This is a genomic window from Streptomyces sp. NPDC051662, from assembly GCF_040681655.1.
Taxonomy (GTDB): Bacteria; Actinomycetota; Actinomycetes; order Streptomycetales; family Streptomycetaceae; genus Streptomyces.
This window is the reverse complement of the sequence record NZ_JBFAZD010000018.1, coordinates 47,116-65,467: the sequence shown is the minus strand read 5'-3', so window position 1 is coordinate 65,467 and position 18,352 is coordinate 47,116. Positions and strand designations below refer to the sequence as shown.

The following is an 18,352-nucleotide window of genomic DNA, read 5'->3' as shown; positions in this document are numbered from 1 at the left end:
GCAGGCGGCCAGGCGGCCAGTCACGCCTGGGACGCCAGGCCGCGCCCCACGATCAAGCGCATGATCTCGTTCGTGCCCTCCAGGATCTGGTGGACCCGCAGGTCGCGGACGATCTTCTCCAGCCCGTAGTCGGAGAGGTATCCGTACCCGCCGTGCAGTTGCAGAGCCTGGTTGGCAACCGAGAAACCCGTGTCGGTGCAGAAGGCTTTGGCCATGGCGCACAGGTCGACCGCGTTCGCGGATTTCTGGTCCAAGGCAGCCGCGCTGCGCTGGAGGAGTGCCTGGGCGGCCTCCAAGGCAATTGTCATATCCGCCAGTTGGAACTGAATCGTGGGCATGTCCAGCAGCCGGCCGCCGAATGCCTCCCTGCCTCCGAGATAGGAGAGGGTGAGCTCCAGGGCATTCCGTGCGCCGCCCAGGGAGCACGCGGCGATATTGAGCCGACCTCCGTTGAGGGCATTCATGGCGATCTTGAAACCCGCGCCCTCGACGCCGAGCCGGTTCTCCTCGGGGACTCTGACCCTGTCCATGATCACTTGACGGGTCGGCTGGGCACTCCAGCCCATCTTGCGTTCCTCGGCCCCGAAGGAGAGTCCGTCCGTGTCTTTGTCCACGATGAAGGCAGTGATGCCACGAGCACCGTTCTCGCTGGTGCGGGCCATCACCAGGTACGTCTGCGATGTACCGGCTCCGGAGATGAACTGCTTCGTACCGCTGAGCACATACGAGTCGCCCTCGCGTACCGCCTGAGTCCGGATGGCCGCCGCGTCCGAACCGGTGCCCGGTTCGGTCAAGCAGTAGCTGGCCAGATCGTCCATGCGGCAGAGCCGGCCCAGCCAGCGATCCCGCTGTGCCTGGTCGCCGTGGGTGTCGATCATTGTGGCGACCATATTGTGTATGGACAGGTACGCGGAGATCGACGGGCACCCGCCTGCCAGGGCCTCGAAGACAAGAACCGCGTCGCTCCGCGACAGCCCCGAACCGCCCGACTCCTCCCGAACGGTGATGCCACCCATACCCAGCTCGGCGGCCTTGCGCAGAACGTCGACCGGGAAGTGCCTTTCCCGGTCCCAGTCCACCGCGTTGGGCGCGAGATACTCCCTGGCGAAGGCCACCGCGGAGCTTCGTATGGCTTTCTGGTCGGCCGTCATGACGAACATGGTGATCAGCTCCCGGATCCGGTGGCTGCGTAGAGGATGTTGTCGGCGAGGCCGCTCCAATGGGTCGTGGGCCTCGTTGGTTCACTGCCTGCCGGTGCCGGCGCTGTCCATGGCGTCGATCAGGCTCTTGGGGCGTAGGTCCGTCCAGTGCTCGTCGATGTAGGTCAGACAGGCGAGGCGGGAGTTCTCGGGACAGACGATGCTCCAGCCCGCGGGCAACGCGGCGAAGGCAGGCCACAGGGAGTGCTGGCCCTCCGCGTTGACCAGGACGAGGTAGGTTCCGTTGTCGTCCTCGAAGGGGTTTTCCACGGGTTCAGCTCCTGGGGGTGTGATCGTTACGGGTGGTCCGGTCGAGTGCGGCGCGCAGGATCGGCCCGAGCTGGGACAGGGCCTGAGGCCGCATCAGGTTCTGGTGTTCGCCGACGATCGGGTGTGTGGTGATGGTGCCGGTCACATAGGGCTCCCAGAGCTCCGGTGTGACGTCCGTGCCCGCGTCGGACGGTGTCGCGGTGAACAGCAACAGATCGGCGTCGAGGCGCCCAGGCGTGAACCTGTGCTGCAGGCCGACGTTGTGGCTGTAGGTATCGACCATGGCGGTGAGCGCGTTGTCCTCAAGGATCTCCGGCGGCAGGAGGCCGCTGCGGCGCAGGAGGTCCACCACGAGGTCGCGGTTGAGTTCCTGCCCCTCCACGTCCTCCGGGCCGTATCCTGCGGCGTCCAGCAGAAGCCCGAAGATCTGCTGTTCACCGGCCTCGGGAGCTTCCTCCGGGGCTCCCTCGCCGCGGACGTAGGTGTCGAGCAGCACCAGGAGGCCGACTTCTTCGCCCTCCTCCCGCAGCCGGGTGGCCATGGCGTGGGCCACCATCCCGCCGAAGGACCAGCCGAGCAGATGATAGGGACCGGTCGGCTGGACCGTGCGGATCTCCCGCACGTAGTCGGCGGCCATCTCCTCCATCGACCCCGGGAGCGCGTCCGGGTCGGTCAGCCTGCGCGCCTGCACGCCGTACAGGGGGCGGTCCGGGCCGAGGTGGCTCAGCAGTCCGGCATAAGGCCAGCTGATTCCGCCGGCCGGATGCGTGCAGAACAGCGGAGGACGACTGCCGCGGGACCGCAGGGGCAGCAGGATGTCCAGCGCGGGGCGCGCCGCTTCGGTCTGGTTCAGTGCCAGGGCGAGTTCGGCCGGCGTGGGCGCCTTGAAGAGGGTACGGATCTGGAGCTCGGCTCCCAGGGTCGTGCGGATCCGGGAGATCAGCCGGGTGGCCAGGAGGGAATGCCCGCCCAGGTTGAAGAAGTCGTCCTCGGCGCCGACCACCGGCACGCGCAGCACCTGGGCGTACAGGTCGCACAGAACCTGCTCGATCGGGGTGAGCGGGGGCCGTGAGGTACCGGCGGCGGGCTCGGGCGCGGGCAGGGCACGCCGGTCGAGCTTGCCATTGGCCGTCACCGGCAGCTCGTGAAGAACCACGACCGCGGACGGGACCATGTGCTGCGGCAACCGCTCACCGACGAAGTCGCGCGCCTCGGCGCCCAGGGCGGTGATGCGGTGGGAGGCGGCGGGGTGGTTGGTGAGGGGGTCCGACGGGGGGCGGTCCGCCGCGGCCGACCGGTACACCTCGACGGGCACCTCACCGGTCGAGCGGTCCGGCGTGACGAATACGGCGTCGAAAGAGCCGTCGCCCGCGGGTGACCATGTGGTGAAGGTGCGGTAGCCGAGCTGTTCACCGAGACGGTGCACCGCCTCGGGGTCGATCCCCGGGGTATCGGGATGGGTGAGCGCGCGCTGGGCGTCCGTGACCGAGCGTCCGGTGATGACCGCCCGCAGTGCGGCTGCCTCGCCGGCGATCCGCTGGTTGGGGATTGCGGACACGCGCAGGTGGGCAGGGCGCCGGGTGCGCAGATGGGAGTCCAGGTCCGCTGTTCCGCTCACCTCTCCGCCCCAGGTCAGGTGGGATACCGGTGCCGGGTCCGAGGTGCTCGGGACGGGTCCGGTGGGGTGTTTGTGGAGGATGGCGTCGTAGCGGTGGCGGGTGAGTTCGTTGTGGTGACGGCCTCGCTTGAGGCGGATGTCCACGCCGGCGATGGCGGGCATCCGGGTGCGCAGGGCAGTGAAGAACTCCGGAGCGACCAGCAGTTCCTTCTCCAGCAGCAGGTCGTGCTCGACCGCCCGGCGTATGTCCGCCGGTTGCGCGGCGGTGGAGGCACGGTGGAGCTGGACAGCGGTACGCAGGCCGCGGACCAAGCGCAGATTGCGAACGTCTCCGATGAAGACCCGGCCTCCCGGAGCAAGGAGTTCCATCGCCGAGCCGAGCACGTTGGCCAGGTAGTCGGCATGGGGGAAGTACTGGACCACCGAGTTCACGACGACCGTGTCGAAGAAGTGGGTGGGCAGGCCGGTGAAGTCGTCGGCGGCCCGGCAGCGGAGGTGGACCCGGTCGGCCAGATCGGGACGACCGGCGATCTGCCGGCCGAGGCGGTCGATCACCGGGGCGGAGATGTCCGTGCCCCAGTAGGACTCGCACCGCGCTGCCAGGTGTGCGAGCAACAGCCCGCTGCCGGCGCCGATCTCCAGGATCCTCCGCGACCCGAACTCGCGGATACGCTCGACGGTGGCCTGCCGCCATTCACGCATCTGCTCCAGCGGAATGGGTTCGCCGTCGTAGCTGCTGTTCCACCCGGAGAAGTCCTCCCCCATCGCGGCGACAGCGGGTTCCTGCTCGTAGATCGCGTCGTAGATGTCCCGCCACTCGTCGATGTGCTCGCCGGTTTCCGGCCCGCCCGTCTCGTCCTGTGCGGGTGCGGGGACGACGTAGCCGACGAGGCGTTTGTTGCCGGGGTGGTCCTCGCGCACCATCACCGCTGCTTGTGCCACGGCGGGATGGGCTGTGAGTGCGGATTCCACTTCGCCGAGTTCGATCCGGAATCCGCGGATCTTGACTTGGTCGTCGGTGCGGCCGTGGTATTCCAGTTGGCCGTCGGTGCGTCGGCGGACCATGTCCCCGGTTCGGTACATGCGTTCGCCGGGTTGGCCGAACGGGTTGGCGACGAAGCGCTGCGCGGTCAGTCCTGGCCGGCCCAGGTAGCCGCGGGCCAGGCCCGGTCCGGTCACGTACAACTCGCCCACCACGCCGGGCGCTACGGGGTGCAGGCCCTCGTCGAGCACGTACACGCGGGCGTTGGCGATCGGGTACCCGATCGGCGGAGCGTTCCCGTCGGGAGTGAGGGGATCGGTCATGGTCGCGCACACCGTCGCCTCGGTGGGCCCGTAGCCGTTGATCATCCTGCGGCCGGGGGCCCAGGTCTCGACCAGCCCGGCCGTACACGCCTCACCGGCCACGATCAGCGTGATGTCGGGAGGCAGACTGTCCGGCGCCATCGCCGCCAATGAGGTGGGGGGGAGGGTCAGATGGGTGATCCCGAAAGCGGCACAGGTGGCGGCCAGCGGCTCGCCGGGCAGCAGCCGGTCGCTGGGAGCCATGACCAGGGTCGCGCCGGAGAGCAGGGCGAAGCACAGTTCCCAGACGGCGGAGTCGAAGCTGGTGGACGCGAACTGCAGCACCCGGCTGCCCGGCTTCGCCCCGAAGCGCTCGACCTGCAACGCCGTCACATGGGGCAGGCCGAAGTGGGTGGCCACCACGCCCTTGGGCCTCCCCGTCGAGCCGGAGGTGTAGATGATGTACGCCGGATGCGTCGGCAGGAGGGGCGCCGTCCGGTCCTCGTCGGTCAGCGCGGCATCCGACAGATCGCCGAGGACCTTGACCGTGACCGGATCATCCAGCAACAGCTGGCGGACGGAGGACTTCGGCAGCCCGTCCACCAGTCCACTCGTGGTGATCAGCAGATCGGGCATGGAGTCCTCAAGCATGAACGCGAGCCGCTCGGCGGGATAGTCCGGGTCCAGCGGCAGGTAGGCCGCCCCGGCCTTCAGCACGGCGAGGATCGCCACGATCAGCTCGGGCGAACGCGGGAAGGCCAGCGCCACCACCTGCTCCGGGCCCACCCCGTCGTCCGCCAGCATCCGAGCGAGCCGGTTCGCCGCCCCGTCCAGCTCGCCGTACGTCAACGACCTCTCCGCGTACATCACCGCGACAGCCCGCGGATCCCGCGCGACCTGGGACTCGAACAGCTCCGGGAACACCACCTGCGGCACATCACGGACCGAGCCGGTGCCGGCCGCCAGCGACTCCCGCCGCTCCTCGGCGGTCAGCAGTCCGATACCGCCGACGGGCTGGTCGGCATCGGCGACAGCCGCTTCGAGCAGCAGCCGCAGGCGGACCTCCAGCGCCTCGACGGTGGAGGGATCGAAGATGTCGGAGCTGTATTCGAGGAGACCCTCGATGCCCGTCGGCACCTGGCCGGCTGTGTGCTGCTCGGTCAGATGGAAGGACAGGTCGACCTTCGACGTGCCGGTGTCCACGGTCTCCACCGCGGCCTCCAGGCCGGGGATGGTCAGGTGTCCCTGGGGCGTGTTCTGCCAGGCCAGCGCGACCTGGAACAGCGGCTGGTGGGAGAGGGTGCGGGTGGGGTTGAGGATGTCGACCAGAGTCTCGAAAGGGAGGTCCTGATGTGCGTAGGCCTCAAGGCTCTTGTCCCGTACACGGTGGACGAGGTCCCGGAAGGTGGGCCGGCCGGAGGTATCCACCCTCAGGACCAGGGTGTTGACGAAGAACCCGACGAGGTCCTCGGTCGCCTGGTCGGTGCGCCCCGCGATGCCGATGCCCACGGGCACGTCGGTGCCGGCGCCCAGGCGGGAGAGCAGGGCGGTCAGCGCGGCATGGACGACCATGAACGGGCTGGCCTGGCAGCCGCGGGCCAGCTCCACCAGACCCGCGTGCAGCTCGGCATCCCAGCGGAACGACAGGATACGACCGCGGTGGGAGGCCTGTTCCGGGTGCGGGCGGTCGGCCGGCAGCTCGATGCGTTCGGGCAGGGCGGCCAGGGCCTGCTTCCAGTAGGCCAACTGCCGTGCCCAGAGGCTCTCCGGGTCCTGGACGTCGCCCAGGACCCGGCGCTGCCACAGGGTGTAGTCGGCGTACTGCACCGGCAGCGGGGCCCAGCCCGGGGCCCGGCCGCCACGGCGGGCCGCGTAGGCGGTGGAGAAGTCGCGCCACAGCGGTCGCATCGACCAGCCGTCGGCCGCGATGTGGTGGACCACCAGCACGAGAACGTGCTTCTCCGGAGCGACGGCGAACAGCCACGCCCGTACCGGCACGTCGCGGGACAGGTCGAAGACATGGCTCGCCGCCGCGGACACGGCATCGTCGAGCTCCGCCGCGGCCGGCGCCGCCACGACCAGGTGCGGGGCAGCGTCCCGACTGTCGAGAACCTGCTGGTAGGGCACACCGTCGACCTCGGTGAACACCGTACGCAGCGCCTCGTGACGTGCCACCACATCCGTCAGCGCCGCACGCACCGCGTCGGTGTCCAGTTCGCCGGTCAGGCGTACGGCCAGCGGGATGTTGTAGGTGGCCGACGGCCCCTGCAACCGGTTCAGGAACCACTGCCGCCGCTGCGCGAACGACAGGGGTAGCCGCTGCGGCCGTACCTCCGGCACCAGCGGTGGACGCGGCGCCTCGGTCTGATCCAGTGCCTGTGCGATCTCGGCGGGGGTACGTGCCCGGAAGAGGGTGGGCAGCTGGATCTCGGCTCCCATGGCGGTTCGGATCCGGGAGACCAGGGTGGTGGCCAGGAGGGAGTGCCCGCCCAGCTCGAAGAAATCGTCCTCGGCGCCGACCACGTGTACGCCCAGCACCTGGGCGAACAGGTCGCACAGGATCTGCTCGACCGGGGTGCGTGGTGGGCGGGAGGCGCTGGTGGTGGTTTCGGGGGCGGGCAGGGCGCGCCGGTCGAGTTTGCCGTTGGCGGTCACCGGCAGCTCGGGCAGAACCACGACGGCGTCCGGGACCATGTGTCGGGGCAACCGTTCGCCGGCGAAGGCGCGCACCGATGCGATGGAGGGGTCGTCCTGTGTGGGTGCGGGGATGACGTAGCCGACGAGGCGCTTGTTGCCGGGGTGGTCCTCGCGCACCATCACCGCTGCTTGTGCCACGGCGGGATGGGCTGTGAGTGCGGATTCCACTTCGCCGAGTTCGATCCGGAATCCGCGGATCTTGACTTGGTCGTCGGTCCGGCCGTGGTATTCCAGTTGGCCGTCGGTGCGTCGGCGGACCATGTCCCCGGTTCGGTACATGCGTTCGCCGGGTTCGCCGAACGGGTTGGCGACGAAGCGCTGCGCGGTCAGTCCTGGCCGGCCCAGGTAGCCGCGTGCCAGGCCCGGTCCGGTCACGTACAGCTCGCCCACCACGCCGGGTGCTACGGGGTGCAGGCTCGCATCCAGTACGTACGAACGGGTGTTGGCGATCGGGCTTCCGATCGAGGGCGAGCCCGCGTCCGCGGCGAGCGGCTCGGTCATCGTCGCGCACACCGTCGCTTCGGTGGGCCCGTAGGCGTTGATCATCCTGCGGCCGGGGGCCCAGGTCTCGACCAGCCCGACCGTGCACGCCTCACCGGCCACGATCAGCGTGATGTCGGGCGGCAGGCTGTCCGGTGCCATCGCCGCCAGTGAGGTGGGGGGCAGGGTCAGATGGGTGATCCCGTAAGCGGCACAGGTGGCGGCGAGCGGCTCGCCGGGCAGCAACCGGTCGCTGGGAGCCATGACCAGCGTCGCGCCGGACACCAACGCCATGCACAACTCCGACACGGCGGCGTCGAAGCTGGTGGACGCGAATTGCAGTACCCGGCTGCCCGCTTGTACCTCGAAGCGTTCGATCTGTGCCGCCGCCAGGTTGGGCAGGCCGGCATGGGTGGCCGCCACGCCCTTGGGTGTACCCGTCGAGCCGGAGGTGTAGATGATGTACGCCGGATGCGTCGGCAGGAGGGGCGCCGTCCGGTCCTCGTCGGTCAGCGTGGCATCCGACAGATCGCCGAGGACCTTGACCGTGACCGGGTCATCCAGCAACAGGTGCCGGACGGAGGTCTCCGGCAAGCCGTTCGCCCATTCCTGGGTGGTGACCAGCAAAGCGGGCGCGGTGTCCTCGATCATGAACGTCAGCCGCTCGGCGGGATAGCCCGCGTCCAACGGCAGATACGCCGCACCGGCCTTCAGCACCGCCAGAATCGCGACAACCAGCTGTGGCGAACGCGGCAGGGCCAACGCCACCACGTGCTCGGGCCCCACCCCGTCATCCGTCAGCAAGCGCGCGAGACGATTCGCCGCCGCGTCCAACTCGGCGTACGACAAGGAGTCATCGCCGCACACCACGGCTGTGGCCCGGCCGTCCCGGGCCGCCTGAGCCTCGAACAACTCCGGCAGCACCGCCTGCGGCACATCCCGGACCACCCCGGATCCGGCGGTCAGTGCCCTCTGCCGCTCCTCGGAGTGCAGCAGATCAATGCCGCCGACGGACTGATCGGTATCGGTGGTGAAGGCCTCAAGCAGTCGGAGCAGGCGCTCGGAGTGAGCGGCCAGGTCGTCCGCTTCGTACAGGTCGGCGTTCCCTTCGAGGTTGATCCGCACCCCCGCGCCGTCGGAGCGGTCGTATGCCATCACGAACAGGTCCGCGACCGGTCCGGAGTAAAGGCTGTGGGCAGTGGCGCGGGCCTCCGCGAAGCGCAGGTTGTAGTCGAAGAACATGATGTTGACCTGCGGCCCGGTGAGATCGTTCATCCCACCGGGCAGGCCGAGGTCCCGGACCAGGTCCTCGACTCGGTAACGCTGGTGCCGCAGCACCTGGCCGACCTCTTGGGATACCTGCCGCATCAGTTCCGAGACCGTGGTGTGCGCATGCACCTCCACGCGCAGGGGCAGCGCGTTGACGACCATGCCGGGGATGCTGCGCAGCTCGGCGTCCGTACGGGTCGAGAGCGGCAGGCCCAGCACGACCTGGTGTGCTCCGGTCATGCGGTGCAGGTAGGCGGCCGTGACGGCGATCAGCACGGCGGATGGCCGCACCCCGGCTTCGCGGGCCGCCTCATGCAGTCGTGTCTCCATCTCCCGGGGCAGGGCCGCGGTGTGGCACAGCCACGCGGTCGGGGGCCGGCTCGGCCGGCCGGCGAGACGGGGCGGCTCGGGCCGGTCGGCCAGGCGCCGCATCCAGTAGCGCCGGTCCTCGGCGTACTCCTCGGAAGCCTCGTACTCGGCGTCCCGCTCCAGCAGCACGCGCAGGTCTCCGAAGGGGGTCTCCTCGGCGGGCACTCCGGCTGCCGAGGACGTATACAGCTCGGCCACCCGCCGGGCGAAAAGCGCCCAGGTGAACGCGTCCACCACGATGTGGTGGTACCCCTGGTACCAGATGAACCGCTGCGGTCCGAGCCTGAGAAGGGCGAAGGAGAACAGGGTGTCACGAGCCGGGTCCATCGGCCGGGCGGTCTCGGCCCGCATCCATGCCTCGGCGGCTCCTCGCGGATCCGCTTCGCCGCTGAGGTCGAGTACCGGGAATTCCCAGTCCGTACGCGGTGCGGTGACCTGCCACGGTGTCCCGCCCTCCTCGAAGAACCGCGCGTGCAGGGCTTCGGCCTCCCCGACGGCGCGCCGTAGCGCCGCCTCGAACAGCGAGCTGTCGATCTCACCGGCGATGTCCAGGAACTCCGCTATCCGGTAGAGCCGGCTCTTGGGCGCCAGCTGCTGGGCCAGCCACACTTCACGCTGAGCCGCCGACAGTGGCATGCGCGCAGCGTTTATGTCGGACAGTGTCATGTGTGGCCCTTTCGGATGATCTCGCGAAGCGTTCGCGTGGTGAGGGAGCGCGAAGACGGGGGTCAGATGCCCTCGGCCGGGTCCCGGGAGTCGGCTTCGTCCATGAAGTCCAGCATCTTGGGGTTGAGTAGTTCGGGGTGGTCGAGCGCGGGGCCGTGGCCGGTGTTGGCGATGATCTCGGCGCGTGCCCCGGGGACCAGGCGCGGGACCCGCTCCGCTTGCCGTTTCGCGTTCACGAGCAGGCTGCGTTTGCCGAGGACGAGGTAGAGCGGTGTGCGGATGGTGCGCAGTTCGGCCTCGGTCATCGGCAGCGGCACGGGGCGGCTGATCCGGAAGGCGCGGACGCGCGCCTGGATCCACGCGCGCAGCTCGGGAATGACGATCACCGGCTGTTCCAGCCAGGAGGCGAGACGTGGGCGCAGTGCCTTGGGGGCGAAGGTCGCGAAGAAGCTGATGAAGATCCAGATCCAGAAGCGCAGGCCCTCCTTCTCCAGGCCGCGGGGGTCCAGGAGGGTGACGGAGACGAGCTTCTCGGGTTTGGTCCGCGCCTGGTTGAGCGCCAGAAAGCCGCCGTAGGAGTAGCCGATGACGTGCACCCGGTCGAGGCCGAGCCCGTCGAGTGTCTCGTCGAGCCACTGTGCCGCGCGCTCCGGCTGCCACATCGGTTCGCGGTGGACACTGCGGCCGGGGTCGCCGGGGGTGTCGAGCGCGTACACCGTGCGTTCGGCGCTGAGCGCGGGGGTGTTGGGGTACCACTGGGCGGAGCAGCTGCCTGAGCCGTGGATCAGGACGACCGGTGTACGGGCCGCGGCGGTGGTGTCGGCGGGGCCGTACCGGTAGACGTGTGTGGTGCCGAAGCTGGTTTCGACGTCCGTCTCGGACTGTGCGGGCGCTCCCATGGCGAAGAGGACGTCACAGGCGGCGAAGTACTGGTCGCGTAAGGAGTCGTTGAGGTAGCGGCCGATGTCGCTGCGTGGACGGGATCGGGTCGTGTTCTTGGGCACGGAAATACCTCCAGAAAGGTCTGTTCACCGCGGCGTCGGTCCACCCGCCAGGTGCTTCGCCCACCTCACAGGGAATGCGCGGAGCGTCTCGGTGCGGCGTACAGGCCGCGGTTCCTACCCGAATATCCGGCCGCACCGCCCCTAGCCCCAACCACTACCCGACCCCTTACAGCGGCTGACAAAATGAGCCGATTTGTCGGTAGGTGCCGAGGTCCGTGCGGTAGGCAACGGTCCACCAGGGGCCGGTACTTGAGCTCGCCGCGCAGTTCGCCGACGTCGCCGGGCGCGGTGGCTCAGGCTGTGCTGCGCGACACCCGCGGCCGGGGTCCTGGAAGGGGCGGGATTGAGCCAGGAACGGCACGGCGGCCGTGTAGGGGGGGTGCGCGTCCGATTAGGGGTTGTGGGGGAGTAAGGGGTCGCGAAGCATGGGTTCCGAGACGATGGGGCCCACGGGTCGCAGTCCGATGGCCACGTGCAGTCCGATGGCCACGTGTAGCACGAAAGGTTCTATTGTGAGTGCCAACCGCGTTGACGAGAACCTGTGGGTCCGCCAGTTCCATCCGGCGCCCACCGCGGCCACCAGGCTCGTCTGCTTCCCACACGCCGGTGGATCCGCTTCGTACTTCTTTCCGGTCTCCAAGGCGCTCGCCCCGGGGGTCGACGTTCTCGCCGTCCAGTACCCCGGTCGGCAGGACCGTCGGCATGAGGAGTGCATCGACAACATCGCCGAGCTGGCCGAGGTCGTGACGGCCGAACTGCTGCCGCTGGCCGACCGGCCGCTCGTGCTTTTCGGCCACAGCATGGGGGCCAGTCTCGCCTTCGAGGTGGGCGTGCTGCTGGAGAAGGCGGGCATCGTGCCCCTGGCGCTGTTCGCCTCGGGCCGGCGTGCTCCGTCCCGGCACCGTGACGAGACCGTTCACCTGCGCAGCGACGACGAGATCATCGCCGAACTCAAGGCGTTGAGCGGGACGCAGTCCGCGGTGCTCGCGGACGAGGAGATCCTGCGGATGGTGCTCCCGGCCATTCGCAGCGACTACAAGGCGGCCGAGACGTACCGCCACACCGGCGGGGCGCGGCTGGCGGCGCCGATCCAGGCGCATTTCGGGGTGGACGATCCGCGGGTCAGCCGTGACGAGGCGGCGGCCTGGGCGGATCACACGAGCGGCGGGTTCGAGCTGCGGAGCTATCCCGGTGGGCACTTCTACCTCAATGAGCAGGCGCCCCGGGTCATCGAGGCGATCGCGCGCGTGACCACCACCGCTGTGGCGTAGCCAATTCCCGGCCCGGATATTTCAATCTCTCACTTCCCCCCTTACATCACTCTTATTTAATTTTCATTTTCCTGATCATCCAGGCGTGCGCGATGGTTGGCCGAATCTTTGCCATACCTGTCCGAATATTTTCGCATGTTGACATTTGTGATGATCAAGTGATTGAATCGGACAGATTTTTGGCGTTTATGGAGAGGTGAACTGCCGAAGAAAGGAATTCCTCCCGTTACGCGCCACGGCTTCTGAATTGTTCTGAACGATACGGGGTGTTTTACAATTCATGGTGCTGATTGGGCGAGCCCAGGAAAAATACCGATTGCTCACAGCCTTTGCTTCGGTTCAGGCCACCGGCAGATCGCGGACGGTACTCATCGAGGCGTCGGCGGGCTGTGGCAAGAGTGAGCTTCTCGGGGAATTGGTACGGCATGTGGAGTCACTCGGTCTCACCGTGCTGCACACCACGGCCATCGAGGGGGAGAGGGACAACCCACTCGGCGTGATCCACAGCCTCGTCAACGGGGCTCCCTTCCCTGACGAACTGGTGCGGCGGTTCCACAGGATGGGCGACGCCGCGGCGGGCCGGATCGCGGCCGAGCGCAGGGACGACCCTCGCAGGGACGACACCCGCAGGGACGCCGACTGGTACGAACTGATGCGGATGTTCTGCACGGAGGTCCGGGCGCTCGCCCGGCGCGCGCCTGTCGTGGTGGCGGTCGACGACGTTCACCACGGCGACGCCGACTCCTTGCGCCAGCTGCTGCACCTGGCCCGGCACTGCTGCAACGTCCCGGTGCTGCTGGCCTTCACCCGGCCGCTCGTCGGCGGACCGGCGGGCTCCGGCTTCGGCGCGGAGCTGCTCAGGCAGCCGAACCTCGACCGGATCCCGCTCTCCAAGCTCGACCTGCGCGGCGTCGGTGACTTCCTCGCCGAACTCGGTCACCCGGGCGCCAGCGCCGAGCTGGCCGAGCGCTGCTTCGCGATCAGCGGCGGCAACCCGCTGCTGCTGCGCGCGCTGCTTGAGGACACCCGGCTGGACGCCGAGAGCTCCGCCGACGGCCCCGCCGTCGCGGTGCCGAGGGCAGGACAGGCCTACGGCAAGGCCATCGTCACCTGTCTGGACCGCAGCGGCGAGAAGGTGCGCGAGGTCGCCGCCGGGCTGGCCGTGCTCGGCCGGGCGTACACCCACGACCTGCTCTCCCGTCTGCTCGACATGTCCGCCGCCGAGCTCACCGAGAACCTCCAGGCACTGCGCGGCGCCGGCATCGTGGCCGGTACGTCCTTCCAGCACCCGGCGGCCAAGAACGCCGTCCTGGACTCCCTGGAACCCTCGCACCGCCTCGACCTGCACCAGCGCTCCGCGGAGCTGCTGCACGCCTTCGGCGCCGCGCCCGCCGTGGCGGCCGAACACCTCCACAAGGCGGGACAGGCCGACGGCGCCTGGGCCGTCGAAGTGCTCGAACAGGCCGCGGAACAGGCGCTGCTGGAGGACAGGGCACGCCGAGCCGTGTCCTATCTCGAACTGGCCCACGCCGCCAGCGAGGACCCGCTGTCCCGCGCCGAGATCAAGATCAGGCTCGGCTCGGTCGCCCGGCGGATCAGCGTCACCGACGCCGAACGCCATGTCGACGACGCGCTGCGGGTGCTGCGTACCGGCCGGCTCGACCCCTCGGACGCGGGCGGGCTCGGTGAACTGCTGCTGGCCCATGGCCGGCTGGAGCAGGCGCGCACCCTGCTGGGGCAGACGCCCCGGCGGTCCACCGACGAGGCGAGGATCCGGGAGCGGATCGGCGAGGCCCCCGACAGCCCGGCGCGGCGCCGGACCCGGCGCCTCGGCGGCTGGTCGGCCCGGCCGGACGACTCCACCGGCCCCCACCCGCCCGCCGACCGGGCGGCCACCGGGCTGCGCGCCCTGCTCGGCGGCTCGCACTCCGGGCGGCGGACCCAGCGCATCGCCGCCACCGAGGGCATCCTGGAGATCACCCAGCTGACCGACGCCACCTTCGACCTCGTCGTCGACGCCATCTGGACGCTGCTCGCGCTCGGCGCGGTGGAACGGGCCCTGCACTGGTGCGACACCTTCCTGCGGGAGTCGGCGGCGCGCAACGCGCCCGGCTGGGAGGCGGCCTTCGCGGCCGTCCGCTCCGAGGCGGCCCGGCACGGCGGCGACCTGGCCGAGGCCGAGCGGGCCGCGACGCGCTGTCTGGCGCTGCTGCCGGAGCGCTACCCCTCGGCCCTGGAGTCGGCGGCGATCGCCCGCCTGGTGAGCGTCCAGATCGCCCGGGGCGACCATGAGGCGGCGGCCCGGCTGCTCAGCCGCCCGGTGGCGGATTCCCTGCCGGACACCGTCCACTGGCTGCACTACCTGCGCGCCCGCGGCCTGTACTACCTGGCCACCCGTCAGTACGACTCGGCCCTGCGGGACTTCCGTGAGGTGGGCCGGGTCGCCGAGCGGTGGGGCACGGACTGGCCCGCCCTGCTGCCCTGGCGCACGGACATCGCCGAGGTGCTGCTGCGGCTCGGCGAACGGGAGCAGGGGCAGCGGCTGGCCACCGAGCAGCTGGCGCTCGTCCAGCAGGGCGCACCGCGCGTGCGGGGCATCTCGCTGCGCCTCCAGGCACTCGCCGCGAAGCCCAGCGCCCGGCTCGCCCTGCTGAACCGGGCCGTCGTGGAGCTGAACCGGGCCGACGACCCGCTGGAACTCTGCCGCACCCTGTTCGACCTGGCCGATGCCCACCGGCAGGCCAGGCAGCCCAGACAGGCGGCGATGGCCCTGCGCAGGGCGCGACTGCTCGCCAAGAACTGCGGGGCGGAGCCGCCCCGGGACCGGATCGGCTCGCACGACCCGGCTCAGGAGCCGGTGGAACGGCTCTTCACCGAGGGCGAGGGCGAGGGCGAGGGCGAGGGCAAAGGCGAAGGCAGAGGTGGAGGCGAAGGCAAGGGTGAAGGCGGCGGCACGGGCGGGGGCGGGAGCGGAGGCCGGGGGTCCGGGCCGGCCACCGGCTGGGAGCACCTCAGCGAATCCGAACGCCGGGTGGCGAGTCTGGCCGCCGACGGCTGCACGAACCGGGAGATCTCCGGGCGGCTGCACATAACGATGAGCACGGTGGAGCAGCACCTGACACGTGTCTACCGGAAGCTGAGCATCAATGGACGTGAAGAATTGATGTCAGAAATCTGTACGGGCGCGCAGGTTTAATTGCGCCTCTGTTGATCGGGCCTTCATCGGGCCCTCTGAGAGTTATCCATGGGGGGGCTCATAGGGGGGTTCCGATTTTATAGGGGTTGGGGACAGGGGTGGTTCCGGATAGCCTCGAATTGATCGAACGATCTTTCGAGGCGGGGGAAAAAGTGAAACTGGTGGAGCGGGCCGAGGAAATAACGTTGCTCACGAGTGTGCTGGCCCGGACCGCGAGAGGCGAGGGAGGTGTCGTTCTTCTCGACGCGGGACCCGGAGTCGGTCGCACGGCATTGCTCGACGAGTTCCTGCGCCGGGCCGCCGCCACCGGCGCCCGGGTGTGCGCGGCCACCGGATCGTCCGCCGAGAGAGACGTCGAGTACGGCATCGTCGACCAGCTCTTCCCCCCGGACGGCGGTCTGAGCGCCGGACCGCGGCTCGCGAGGGCGCTCGGCCGGGGCGCGGCCGACACCGGGTCGGGCCACGACGCGGGCGCCCTGTTCGACGCCCTGTGCCAGGAGTTCCGGCAGGGGCCGGTGGTGATCGCCGTCGACGACGCCCAGTACGCCGACGCGGTCTCCCTGCGGTTCCTGCTCCACCTCGTACGCCGGCTGCGCACCGCCCCCGTGGCGATCGTCCTCACCGAACCCACCGGGCCGGACTCGCTGTCCCCGTCCTTCCAGGCCGAACTCCTGCGCCAGCCCCAGTGCCGGCGGCTCGGACTGCTGCCGCTGTCCCGGGCCGGCGTCGCCCGGGTGATCGCACCCCAGGTGGCCGCGGCCGAGGCGGCAGAGCTGGCCGCGGACTTCCACGCCGTCAGCGGCGGCAACCCGCTCCTCGTCCAGGCGCTCGTGGCGGACCGCCGGGACGCGTACCGGCTGGACCAGGAGCCCGCCGCCGCGCCCGCCACCGGGCCGGCCTTCGCCAAGGCGGCCCTCGCCTGGGCCTACCGCGACGACCCCGTCCTCTTCGACGTCGCCTGCGGCTTCGCCGTGCTCGGCCGGGCGGCGACCCCCGCCCTGGTCGCCTGTCTGGTCGACCGGGGCGCCGACGCCGTCGCCCGGGTCATGACCGCCCTGGACTCGGCCGGACTGCTGGACGGCGGCACGCTGCGCGGCACGGTCGTCGGCCGGGCCCTGCTGGAACACGTCGATGTGCAGACCCGGGCCGAACTGCACCGGCGGGCCGCCGGACTGCTGCACGCCGACGGCGCGCCCGCGACCGTCGTGGCCCGCTGTCTGCTCGCCGCCCCCGTCGCCGAGCCCTGGGCCTGCCGCACCCTGCTCACTGCCGCGGAGGAGGCCATGCGGGACGACGAGACCGAGTTCAGCCTCGACTGTCTGCGGCTGGCCGGACAGACCGCCGCCACCGGACACGACCACGCGGCAGTCGTCATGGCCCGGGTGCGGATCGGCTGGGAGATCGACCCCCGCCTGGTCAGCCCCTGGCTCGACGAACTCGTCGACGCCCTCGAACAGGGCAGCCTGCGCAGCGCGGACGCCGCCTGGATCGTCAAGCACCTTGCCTGGCAGGACCGGTTCCCGCAGGCCGCGGACGGGCTGCGCGCGCTCACCGAACGGGCCGACCTGGACGAGCCGGGCGCGGGCGCCGAACTCCATGTCGTACGGCAGTGGTTGCGGCACTCCTGCCCGCCGCTGGACACCGGCGCCCCCGACCTCGGGATGCCGCGCACCCCGCAGGCCAGGCGGATGAGCCCCGCCTCGTACGCCTCCGACGTGCTGGTCCAGGTCCTCGGCGAGGGGCCCGGCGAGCACGCCGTCGGCATGGCCGAGGAGATCCTGCGGGGCTGCCGGTACGGCGAGAGTCCCATCGAGGCACTGGAGGCGGCGCTGCTGGCCCTGCTCTACGCCGACCGTCCCGACCGGGCGCTGTACTGGTGCGACGCGCTGCTGAAGCAGGCCGGCGACCGCTCCACCGGCACGTCCATGGCGATCCTGTCCGGTGTACGGGCCGAGATCGCGCTGCGGCACGGCACCCCGCACCTCGCACAGGAACACGCGAGCAGCGCCCTGTCGGCCATCTCACGGTCCGGCTGGGGGGTGGCGATCGGCTCCCCGCTGGCCGCCCTGGTGCAGGCCGCCACCGCGTCCGGCATGAGCGGCGCGGCCGGCGCCTGGCTCAACCAGGATGTGCCGGAAGGCATGTTCCAGACCCGCCACGGACTCCTCTATACGCACGCCCGGGGCCACTACCACTTGGCCGTCGACCGGCCGGGCGCCGCCCTCGACGACTTCCTGACCTGCGGCGACCTCGCGAAGCGCTGGGGCATGGACGTACCCACCTTCCTGCCCTGGCGCACCTCGGCGGCCCAGGCGCACCTCGCCCTGGGCAACGCAGGCCAGGCCCGGACGCTGGTGCGGGAGCAGCTGGCCCGGCCCGGCGGATCCACCCCGCGGGCCCGGGGCGTCTCCCTGCGGCTGCTCGCCGCCACCAGCGAACTCGGCCAACGCCCCGCCCTGCTGCGGGAGTCGGTCAACCTGCTGGAGAACTGCTCGGACCCGGTGGAGCTGATGCGCGCCCTGGCCGACCGCTGCCAGGTCCTGCACGAGGTCGGCGCGCCCGCGAAGGCGCGGATGACCGCACGCCACGCCAGGAAAGTCGCCGACGCCGGCGGCGGACACGCGCTGTTCCGCAAGCTCTTCAAGGACGAGATCCCCGAGGACGCGGTCGCCCCCGACGACCTGGGCGAGGAGGACCGGGGCTCGGCGAGCCTGACGGCGGCGGAGCGGCGGGTCACCGCCCTGGCCGCCCTCGGCCACTCCAACCGCGAGATCGGCCGCAAGCTGTTCATCACCAAGAGCACGGTCGAGCAGCACCTCACCCGCGCCTACCGCAAACTCGGCGTCCGCAACCGCACCGACCTGGGTGATCTGCTGGCCGGCACGAACCTCGCGGCGGGTGCTTCAGCACTGGGCTGACCGGGCGGGGCGGCGGCAGTGGCAGGGGCAGAGGCAGAGCGAGAGGCACGGAGACAGGGCGAGCGGCGGTGCGGCCGGGTCGGTGCGCCGCCGCTTCGCCATGCCCGCCCG

Annotated in this window: 7 protein-coding genes; 3 read left to right on the top strand and 4 right to left on the bottom strand. The window is 70.3% G+C overall.

Annotated elements, in window-relative coordinates; genetic code table 11:
* Positions 1 to 20: 20 nt before the first annotated feature.
* The 4 genes from AB0M67_RS27270 to AB0M67_RS27255 all read right to left on the bottom strand — a co-directional run bounded on the left by AB0M67_RS27270 (position 21) and on the right by AB0M67_RS27255 (position 10,856).
* The gene (locus AB0M67_RS27270) at positions 21 to 1,166 is read right to left on the bottom strand and encodes an acyl-CoA dehydrogenase family protein (protein WP_365749757.1); all 1,146 of its coding nucleotides are present in this window, start codon (positions 1,164 to 1,166) and stop codon (positions 21 to 23) included.
* Between the two features lie 75 nt (positions 1,167 to 1,241).
* The gene (locus AB0M67_RS27265; RefSeq protein WP_365749603.1) at positions 1,242 to 1,469 is read right to left on the bottom strand and encodes an MbtH family protein; all 228 of its coding nucleotides are present in this window, start codon (positions 1,467 to 1,469) and stop codon (positions 1,242 to 1,244) included.
* A gap of 4 nt (positions 1,470 to 1,473) precedes the next feature.
* On the bottom strand, positions 1,474 to 9,822 hold the full coding sequence (locus tag AB0M67_RS27260) for an amino acid adenylation domain-containing protein (protein WP_365749601.1): 8,349 nt from the start codon (positions 9,820 to 9,822) through the stop codon (positions 1,474 to 1,476).
* 92 nt (positions 9,823 to 9,914) lie between these two features.
* Complete coding sequence (locus AB0M67_RS27255) at positions 9,915 to 10,856, bottom strand: alpha/beta hydrolase (RefSeq protein WP_365749599.1); 942 nt, start codon at positions 10,854 to 10,856, stop codon at positions 9,915 to 9,917.
* Positions 10,857 to 11,368: 512 nt separating this feature from the next.
* Between AB0M67_RS27255 and AB0M67_RS27250 the strand changes: the two genes are divergently transcribed.
* The 3 genes from AB0M67_RS27250 (at position 11,369) to AB0M67_RS27240 (ending at position 18,241) form a co-directional block, all read left to right on the top strand.
* A complete protein-coding gene (locus tag AB0M67_RS27250; RefSeq protein ID WP_365749598.1) occupies positions 11,369 to 12,127 on the top strand; it encodes an alpha/beta fold hydrolase in 759 nt (252 codons plus the stop codon).
* A gap of 280 nt (positions 12,128 to 12,407) precedes the next feature.
* Entirely contained in the window at positions 12,408 to 15,323 is a 2,916-nt protein-coding gene (locus tag AB0M67_RS27245; RefSeq protein ID WP_365749596.1) for a LuxR C-terminal-related transcriptional regulator, read from the top strand.
* Between the two features lie 119 nt (positions 15,324 to 15,442).
* A complete protein-coding gene (locus AB0M67_RS27240) occupies positions 15,443 to 18,241 on the top strand; it encodes a LuxR family transcriptional regulator (RefSeq protein WP_365749595.1) in 2,799 nt (932 codons plus the stop codon).
* Positions 18,242 to 18,352 lie beyond the last annotated feature (111 nt).